Source organism: Streptomyces sp. NPDC054841 (assembly GCF_053611045.1).
Genome location: NZ_JBSGZO010000044.1, coordinates 24,163 through 32,975, shown reverse-complemented (window position 1 = coordinate 32,975; position 8,813 = coordinate 24,163). Strand labels below are relative to the sequence as shown.

Genomic DNA, 8,813 nt, shown 5'->3' with positions numbered 1-8,813 from the left:
CCTCTGCGCACGCCACCAGCGCGCAGAGGGGGTCGCCCTTTTCGTCGCCGGCGTCGCCCTCACGCCGGCCTGTGGCCGCTCAGCCGGTGGCCGTCACCCCCCGGCCGGCAGCGCGCCCGGTGAAGGTGGGCCAGTGCGCCAGCGCCGCCGTGGCGCCGTACCAGGCCGCGAGGCCCGCGACCGCGCCGACCCAGCCGCCGGCCTTCGCGAGACCGTCGTTCCCCGCGAGAGACGCGATGGCGAGGAGCAGCATCGAGACGCACAGCAGCCCGTACACACCCTGCCCGAAGAGTCCGCTGCCCGCGGAGGCGGCGGTGAGGGTGAGTGCCAGCAGCGCGAACAGCAGCAGGAAGAGTCCCGCGGCCTCCGCCGAGACCTCCGTGCCGACGCCGGTGCCCCAGGTGAACCAGAAGGCGCCGAGGCCCGCGAAGGCCGTACCCGTACCGCCGTTGCCCGAACGGAACTCGAGCAACCCGACGATGAACAGTGCGACCCCGCCCACCCAGGTCGCGAGTGACGCGGCGTCGGATGCCGCGACGTTGTCGATCACACCGGTGTTGCCGATACCGAAGGCCAGCAGAGTCAGGCCCAGTGCGAGGTGGCCGAGAGTGGTTGACGTGGCGCTTCCCGCGGAGACTTCGTTGTCCACGGCGGGCTCCCTTCATGCGCGCGTTGGTGCTGTTTCCCAGCCACCCTTATGTACCCTTCACAAGCGCACAATCCACCTGTACGGACGAGTAGATTTGACGGTCGTCAAAAAGTTACGATCTCGGCCCGACCTGGGCGAACGAGGGGTGACGCGCGGGCCTGGCGAGGGTTACGGGATGACGATGACCGGCCGCTGCGCACGGCGTGCCAGCCGGCCGGCCACGGAGCCGAAAATCCGCCCCACGATGCCGTGCGTGGACCCGACGACGATCGCATCCGCCGAATACTCTCGGCCGACTTCCTCGAGCTCATGACAGATGTCGCCACCACGCTCCACGAGGATCCACGGCACCTCGGAGAGATAGTCGGCACAGGCCAGTTCCAGCCCGAGGACTTCGGTGCGGTGGTCCGGTACGTCGACGAACACCGGCGGCTCGCAGCCCGCCCACACGGTCGTGGGAAGACGGTTGGCGACATGCACGATGATCAGGCCGGAACCGGAGCGCCTGGCCATGCCGATGGCGTACGCGAGCGCTCGCTCACTGGACGTCGATCCGTCGAAGCCGACGACGACTCCGTGCCGGAAGGCGGGATCGCAGGAATGGCGTGACTGTTCCGCCGCCTGCAGATCCGACACGGGGTCGGCGACCTGCTTGCGGTCCGCGGGTTCGGGGAATTCGTGACCGGCCATCGGTGTCTCGGCGTTCAGATCCTCATGGGAGGGCGACGGTTGGCGGCGGAGCTGTGTCCGGGAATCATCTTCCCAAGCCCATACCCCCAAGGGTACGGCGACACTCCTCCTCTGCCCAGAGCTCGCGGCCCTACTCACGGCGTTCCAGGGTGCTTGCGTTCCAGGGAGCATGCACGAGCACGCTCTGTATGGCAATGGCGCCTGCACCGTACAGGCTTCACCGGTGACGCCCGTTGCCCGGCGGTACCGGCGATGCGGCAGCAGTGACCGGAGGAGCCGCTCCTCGTTGGCACACGGATCCGCCCGCCGCCCCCAGGGAGCCTCCGTGCCCGCAACACCGGCCGCCCGCGCCTCCGTCCCCGCGCGGGGAGAGCGACCCGCCCCGACACCGTGGCGCGGCAGCCGCAGGACGTCGCGGCCGACGGTGCCGACGACGCCGACGACGCCGGCCGAGTCGGCGGCCGAGTCGGCGGCCGAGTCGGCGGCCGAACCGTGGGGGGTGCCACCCGCCGTGCCGCCGCAGGAGCGGACGACGCCCGCGGAGATGCCGAACGCCCCCGCCGACTCCGTTGGCGACGTGGTCCGCTGGGCAGCCTTCAGTTGCGTCCTGGTCCCCGTCGTGCTCGTGGTGTACGGCACGTCCGTCGGCGGGGCCGCGGTCGTCGCGCTCCAACTGGCGGCCGTAACCGCCGCCTGCCGGGTGCTGTTGCGCCGGTCGGAACGGGCGGCGGCACGCCCCGTACGGGCGAGGGCGCGCAGGGGCGGTTCCCGGCGCGCACGAAACACGCCGGGGGACTGACGGGTTCGCACACACGCACCCGTATATTTTCAGCCAACTTCACGCCCACGACCGATCCTTGCCGAAATGGCCCGCGAACCCCCTTGTCACCAGGGAAGAAAGGACCGCACGGGCCGCTCGCACCCTACGGGGACGGGCCATGCGCGCAATGCGCACTTCCCTGCACGGCCCGCGAGTGGAACGCTTCGTGATCGAATGCTTCGCGCCAAGTTGCCTTGTCGACAATGTGCCGGATCCAGAACTTGTCACGCCGGCACCACGGGACGCAGTAGATTCGATCATGAGTATCGAAGTCTGGGGACTCGTGCAAAACCGAGGGGAAACGTGCAGGAGCGACAGGCCCGACAAGAACGGGGAGACGCGAACACCGAGGGGGGCTTAGCGTCATGAGTCAGGACTCCGCCGCACCGGAGGCCGCGCGGAAACTTTCCGGGCGCCGCCGCCGCGAAGTCGTCGCGGTGCTGCTGTTCAGCGGCGGCCCCATCTTCGAGAGTTCCATCCCACTCTCGGTGTTCGGAATCGACCGCCAGGACGCCGGAGTTCCCCGCTACAGGCTGCTCGTGTGCGCCGGCGAGGACGGACCGCTGCGGACCACCGGCGGCCTCGAACTCACCGCGCCGTACGGGCTGGAGGCGATCGGCAGAGCGGGCACCGTCGTGGTCCCGGCCTGGCGGTCCATCACTTCACCACCGCCACCGGAGGCGCTCGACGCGCTGCGCCGCGCCCACGAGGAGGGCGCCCGCATCGTCGGACTGTGCACGGGCGCCTTCGTACTGGCCGCCGCGGGGCTGCTGGACGGCCGCCCGGCGACGACACACTGGATGTACGCACCGACGCTCGCCAAGCGCTATCCGTCGGTCCATGTCGACCCGCGCGAGCTCTTCGTCGACGACGGCGACGTCCTCACCTCCGCCGGGACCGCGGCGGGCATCGATCTCTGTCTGCACATCGTGCGGACGGACCACGGCACCGAGGCCGCCGGGGCGCTGGCCCGCCGGCTGGTCGTGCCGCCACGGCGCAGTGGCGGGCAGGAGCGCTATCTCGACAGGTCTTTACCGGAGGAGATCGGCTCCGACCCGCTCGCCGAGGTCGTGGCCTGGGCGCTGGAGCATCTTCACGAGCAGTTCGACGTGGAGACCCTGGCGGCGCGCGCGTACATGAGCAGGCGGACCTTCGACCGCAGGTTCCGCTCACTCACCGGGAGCGCTCCCCTGCAGTGGCTGATCACCCAGCGGGTGCTGCAGGCGCAGCGGCTGCTGGAGACCTCCGACTACTCGGTCGACGAGGTCGCGGGCCGCTGCGGCTTCCGCTCCCCGGTGGCGCTGCGCGGCCACTTCCGCCGCCAGCTGGGCTCGTCCCCTGCGGCGTACCGGGCCGCCTACCGGGCCCGGCGCCCGCAGGGCGACTCCGGTCCCGCCCCGATGGCGGAGCCGGTCGTGCCCCAGCAGGCATCCGTGCAGGCGAGGCGGCCCGCCGCGGCGACGGCGACGGCCCCCGGCGCTCCGTCGGAACCGGGCAGGCCCGGCTCCGACGCCTATGCCCCGGGCCGTCCGGCGCTCCCGGGTCAGCGGAGCGCGCCCTAGGTGTGGTGTCCGGTGGATCGGGCCGCAGCGAGGCCCGATCCACCGGGCACTTCCCGTATCACCGGACACTTCCTGTATCACCGGACACCCCCGCACCGGAGACCTCCTGCACCGGACACCTCCTGGACCGGCCGACATGACGGGTGCGGGTGAGGGAGCCGGGCGAAAGCCATCGGCACGCGACGTCACCTCCCGATCGCCGGTCGGCCTAAGGTAGGACGCATGAACGATCGCATGGTGTGGATCGACTGCGAGATGACCGGGCTCTCGCTGGCCGACGACGCACTCATCGAGGTGGCCGCGCTGGTCACCGACTCGGAGCTGAACGTGCTCGGTGAAGGGGTGGACATCGTGATCCGCCCGCCCGACGCGGCCCTGGAGACCATGCCCGAGGTGGTGCGGCAGATGCACACCACCTCGGGCCTCCTCGACGAGCTCGCGGGCGGCACGACGCTCGCCGACGCCGAGGAGCAGGTCCTCGCATACGTACGTGAACACGTCAAGGAGCCCGGCAAGGCGCCGCTGTGCGGAAACTCGGTCGGTACCGACCGGGGCTTCCTGCTCCGCGACATGCCGAAGGTGGAGGAGTACCTCCACTACCGGATCGTCGATGTCTCCTCGGTCAAGGAACTGGCCCGCCGCTGGTACCCGAGGGCGTATTTCAACAGTCCGGAGAAGAACGGCAACCACAGGGCTCTCGCAGACATCCGCGAATCCATCGCCGAGCTGCGCTACTACCGCGAGGCGATCTTCGTCCCGCAGCCCGGCCCCGACTCGGACACCGCGAAGTCGATCGCAGCGCGCCACGTCCTGCCCGCACAGTAGGCCCGGGGCGTGCCTTGTGCACCGCGCCCGCGACGGGGGGAGTAAACGCGGGCGCGAGCACCCTCTCGGACCCTGTACACTTTTTCTCGGCCGGTCGGGAAAGCGACCGGTCATGGTGGGTGTAGCTCAGCTGGCAGAGCACCTGGTTGTGGTCCAGGATGTCGCGGGTTCAAGTCCCGTCACTCACCCTGATTGATCAAGGGCCGGCCTGTGAGAACAGGTCGGCCCTTTTTCGTGCCGCCGGAAGCTTCGGGAACGCGAAGGCGACGAGAACGCCCTCTGTTCGGCCTCGGAGCCGCACAGAGGGCGCCTGTGTGCTTCCGAGGTCAGCCCTTCTCGCCCAGAGCCTTGTGCGTCCCGGTAGCCGTCGAGGTCGCCGTGCCGGGTCTCCCCTTCTCGCGCCGCGTGCGCGGGAGCGGGCCTCTCGTGCGTTCGCGCCCTGTTGTGCGCCAGGCTCGCACGGTTACGGTGCGCCGCACACACCGACCCGCGAAGGGGGACCCATGGCCAGGCAACTGCGCAAGGTTGGCACCAACTCGGGCAACAACGGCTGCCTCACGCTGTACCGGATCGAAGGCACCGACACATGGCTGATCCGGGGCGACCGCGTCACCGACCCCGACGAGCTCGCCCAGCTCGAAAACCTCACCGTCGAGGAGGGCGCCGCCACGGTGCCGCGTGAGCTCCTTGCCAACTTCGGCCCCAGGGAGCCCGTGCGCGTGCCCGAGATGATCACCTTCGACGAGTTCGAGGGCATGTTCATCGCCTTGAAACACTCCGCGTGGCGGCTGGAGTCCCGGCGGCGCTATGCCTCCGACGAGGCCACCGATACCTACGCCCGGTTCGCCCGGGGCGAGACGGTCGAGTGGGACCTCGCCGACCCGTGGTGCGTGGAGCGTCGCGAACAGACCGCGCTCGGAAAGCGGTTCGAGCGCGTCCGGATCCTCGATGAGCCGGCCACCGAGGGGCAGCGGTACCTCCTCGACACTGCCCGCCGGAACGCCGCGGTGGGCGAGGACATCCGCACCCTGACCCGCGCGAAGGCCGAAGAGCTGCGGCTGCCCGCCGAGGACTTCTGGATCTTCGACGGGCGCGTTGTCGCGCTGCTCCACTTCGGCGCCGACGACCGGATGACCGGCGTCGAGCTCATCACCAACCCGGCCGAGGTCCTGCCGTACTTCCAGGCCCGCGAGGCCGCCCGGCACTACGCCGCCCCGTACGGCCAGGCGTAGCCGGTGCCGTCCGTGGCGTGAGCACCGATCGCCGGCAGTTCCGGGTGTTCAGGATGTCCAGGGGTGTAGCTCGGCGCGCGGCTACGAGAGCTGCGCGCCGGGCTCACCGGACGGGATGCGTGCGTCGCCTGCGGCAGGCCGTTGACGGGCGGCGCCGTACCCCGGGGCAAGGCCGTTGGCCGACGAGGCGTCCAGGTCCTCGATGCCGAGGCGTGGGCCTGCCCGTGAACCGCGCACGCGCGCCGAAGCCGGCGTGGGCCTGCCCGTGAACCACACACGCGCGCCGAGGTCGGCGAGGGCGCGTGGCGCGTGGCCGCATGGGTGCGCCGACCGCGTTCACGACGACTCGCGCACCACGAGCTCCGTCGGCAGAACGATCCTCGGCCGCTCCAGCCGCTCCCGCCGGTCCCGCCCGCTCCGGTCCGCTATCTCCTGAAGCAGGACGTCCGCCATCGTGCGGCCCATCTCCTCGATCGGCTGGCGCACACTGGTGAGCGCCGGATCCATGTGGCGGGCCACGGCGGAGTCGTCGAAGCCGACCAGGGCGACGTCGTCGGGGATGCGGCGGCCCGTCTCGCGCAGGACCTGGCGGGCGCCGGCCGCCATGACGTCGGAGGCGGCGAAGACCGCGTCCAGAGCGGGGCGGCGGTCCAGCAGTTCGCGCATGGCCCGGCGGCCGCCCTCCTCGGTGAAGTCGGCGGGTGCGACCAGCTGTTCGTCGGGGGCGACGCCCGCCGCGGCGAGGGCGTCCCGGTAGCCGTCGAGGCGGCACTGCGCACCGTAGACGTCGAGACGGCCCGTGATCGTCGCGATGGTGCGGCGGCCCCGGGACAGCAGGTGGTCGACGGCCGCGCAGGCGCCCGCGGTGTTGTCGGAGTCGACGGCGGCGAGGGGTTCGTCCGCCGAGCGGCGGCCGCTGATGACGGCCGGGATCGCGAGCTGTTCGAGGAGGTCGGGCAGCGGGTCGTCGGCGTGTACGGACACCAGCAGGACGCCGTCCACGCGGTCGGCGGCCAGGTACTGGGCGAGCCTGCGGCGCCCCCGGTCCGAGCCGGCGAAGGTCAGCAGCAGTTGCATGTCGGTGTCGGCGAGGGCCGCGCCGACACCGCGCACGATGTCGGAGAAGTACGGCTCCGCGAAGAACCGTGCCTCGGGCTCGGGGACGACGAGGGCGATGGCGTCGGTGCGGTTCGCGGCGAGTGCGCGCGCCGCGCGGTTGGGCACGTAACCCAGCTCGGCGACGGCCGCCTCGACGGCGGCCCGGGTCTCGTCGCTCACCCGCGGCGAGCCGTTGATCACCCTGGAGACCGTGCCGCGGCCGACTCCGGCGCGCGCGGCGACCTCTTCGAGGGTCGGTCTGCCTCCGCTGCGGCCCGACGTCCTGGCTCCGCCGCGTGTTCCGCCGCGGGCGGCACCGGCCGCCCGGGCACCGGCGTTCCGGCGATCCACCATGATCCGCCTCCCGTGCTCCGCTGGCCGAGAACATTACGCGTCGAGTGCCTTGACACCCCTCCGGGGAGCCGCGAACCTTCAACACATCACATATGGGAGCGCTCCCACCGTACCTGACTCATACAGAACCCGCACGTTCCCCGCCCGAGCCGCAGCTTCAACGAACGGGCGCACCACGACAGTTGGCCGGGGGGTCGGCACGTCAGGGCACAAGGAGGACGCAATGCGCAGGACCGTAATCCTCGCGGTCGTCGCCGCGCTCGGCGCCGGGCTGCTGGCCGGCTGTGCCGAGGACAGCGACGAGCCCGCCGGCGGCAGCTCGAAGGGCGGGGGCGGCGGACAGGGCAGGACCACGATCACGGTGGGGGTCTTCGGAGCCTTCGGGCTCAAGGAGGCCGGGCTCTACGACGAGTACATGAAGCTCAACAAGAACGTCGAGATCAAGCAGACCTCGATCGAGCGCAACGAGAACTACTACCCGCAGCTGCTCACCCACCTGGGCAGCGGCAGCGGCCTCGCCGACATCCAGGCCGTCGAGGTCAACAACATCGCCGAGATCACCGCCACCCAGGCGGACAAGCTGGTCGACCTGGGCAAGGCGGAGGGGGTCAGCAAGGACAGCTTCCTGCCCTGGAAGTGGGCGCAGGCCACGAACAAGGACGGGAAGACGATCGGACTCGGCACCGACATCGGCCCGCAGGGCATCTGCTACCGCAAGGACCTGTTCGCCAAGGCCGGGCTGCCCACCGACCGTGAGGCCGTCGGCAAGCTCTGGGCGGGCGACTGGAACAAGTACCTCGCGGCGGGCAAGCAGTTCAAGGCGAAGGCCCCCAAGGGCACGGCCTTCGTGGACTCCGCGACCGGCGTGATGAGCGCGATCACCGGCAGCAGCGCCAGACGGTACTACGACGAGAACGGCAAGGTCGTCTACAAGACCAACCCGGCCGTGAAAGAGGCATGGGACATCGCCGCCTCCTTCGCGACCGAGGGACTGACCGGCAAGCTCCAGCAGTTCACGCCCGCCTGGGACCAGGGGTACGCCAACGGCACCTTCGCCACCGTCTCCTGCCCGGCCTGGATGCTCGGCTACATCCAGGACAAGGCGGGAGCGGCCGGCAAGGACAAGTGGGATGTCGCACCGGCGCCGAAGCCCAGCAACTGGGGCGGCTCGTTCCTGATCGTCCCCGAGGCCGGCAGGAACAAGACCGAGGCGGCCAAGCTCGCGGCCTGGCTGACCGCCCCCGAGCAGCAGGCGAAGCTCTTCGAGAAGCGCGGCAGCTTCCCGAGCGCGTCCGCCGCGTACGCACTGCCCGCCGTGTCCGGCGCCAAGCACGAGTACTTCGCGAACGCCCCGATCGGACAGATCTTCTCGCGGGCCGCCGAGGGCATCCCGGTGACCGTCGTCGGCCCGAAGGACCTGGTCATCGCCCAGAACCTGGGAGACATCGGCATGCTCCAGGTCGACCAGAAGGGCAAGTCCTCGAAGGAGGGCTGGGAGGCCGCGGTGAAGGCCATCGACAACGCGCTGGACCAGTGACAGGGACCGGACCATTGACCGGTATGGCAAGTGACGCCACTGCCGC

The 8,813-nt window shown here is 70.7% G+C and carries 8 protein-coding genes and 1 tRNA gene; 6 read left to right on the top strand and 3 right to left on the bottom strand.

The window, feature by feature from the left end:
• Positions 1-79 precede the first annotated feature (79 nt).
• On the bottom strand, positions 80-649 hold the full coding sequence (locus ACWGI8_RS09550) for an acetate uptake transporter (RefSeq protein WP_453659555.1): 570 nt from the start codon (positions 647-649) through the stop codon (positions 80-82).
• Between the two features lie 168 nt (positions 650-817).
• Complete coding sequence (locus tag ACWGI8_RS09545) at positions 818-1,339, bottom strand: universal stress protein (protein WP_453659554.1); 522 nt, start codon at positions 1,337-1,339, stop codon at positions 818-820.
• Between the two features lie 325 nt (positions 1,340-1,664).
• Between ACWGI8_RS09545 and ACWGI8_RS09540 the strand changes: the two genes are divergently transcribed.
• From ACWGI8_RS09540 to ACWGI8_RS09520, 5 genes are all read left to right on the top strand, one after another.
• A complete protein-coding gene (locus ACWGI8_RS09540) occupies positions 1,665-2,138 on the top strand; it encodes a hypothetical protein (protein ID WP_453659553.1) in 474 nt (157 codons plus the stop codon).
• A 386-nt stretch (positions 2,139-2,524) separates the two neighbouring features.
• The gene (locus ACWGI8_RS09535; RefSeq protein ID WP_453659552.1) at positions 2,525-3,721 is read left to right on the top strand and encodes a helix-turn-helix domain-containing protein; all 1,197 of its coding nucleotides are present in this window, start codon (positions 2,525-2,527) and stop codon (positions 3,719-3,721) included.
• A gap of 222 nt (positions 3,722-3,943) precedes the next feature.
• Complete coding sequence (gene orn, locus ACWGI8_RS09530) at positions 3,944-4,546, top strand: oligoribonuclease (RefSeq protein WP_453659551.1); 603 nt, start codon at positions 3,944-3,946, stop codon at positions 4,544-4,546.
• Positions 4,547-4,661: 115 nt separating this feature from the next.
• Positions 4,662-4,734: transfer RNA gene (locus tag ACWGI8_RS09525), tRNA-His, on the top strand.
• Between the two features lie 315 nt (positions 4,735-5,049).
• Positions 5,050-5,778 (top strand): DUF6879 family protein, encoded by a 729-nt coding sequence (locus ACWGI8_RS09520; protein WP_453659550.1) that lies wholly within the window; start codon positions 5,050-5,052, stop codon positions 5,776-5,778.
• 336 nt (positions 5,779-6,114) lie between these two features.
• Here ACWGI8_RS09520 and ACWGI8_RS09515 read toward each other — a convergent pair whose 3' ends face one another.
• A complete protein-coding gene (locus ACWGI8_RS09515) occupies positions 6,115-7,230 on the bottom strand; it encodes a LacI family DNA-binding transcriptional regulator (RefSeq protein ID WP_453659549.1) in 1,116 nt (371 codons plus the stop codon).
• Between the two features lie 223 nt (positions 7,231-7,453).
• Here ACWGI8_RS09515 and ACWGI8_RS09510 point away from each other — a divergent pair, with 223 nt between their 5' ends.
• The gene (locus tag ACWGI8_RS09510) at positions 7,454-8,767 is read left to right on the top strand and encodes an ABC transporter substrate-binding protein (RefSeq protein WP_453659548.1); all 1,314 of its coding nucleotides are present in this window, start codon (positions 7,454-7,456) and stop codon (positions 8,765-8,767) included.
• Positions 8,768-8,813: the final 46 nt, after the last annotated feature.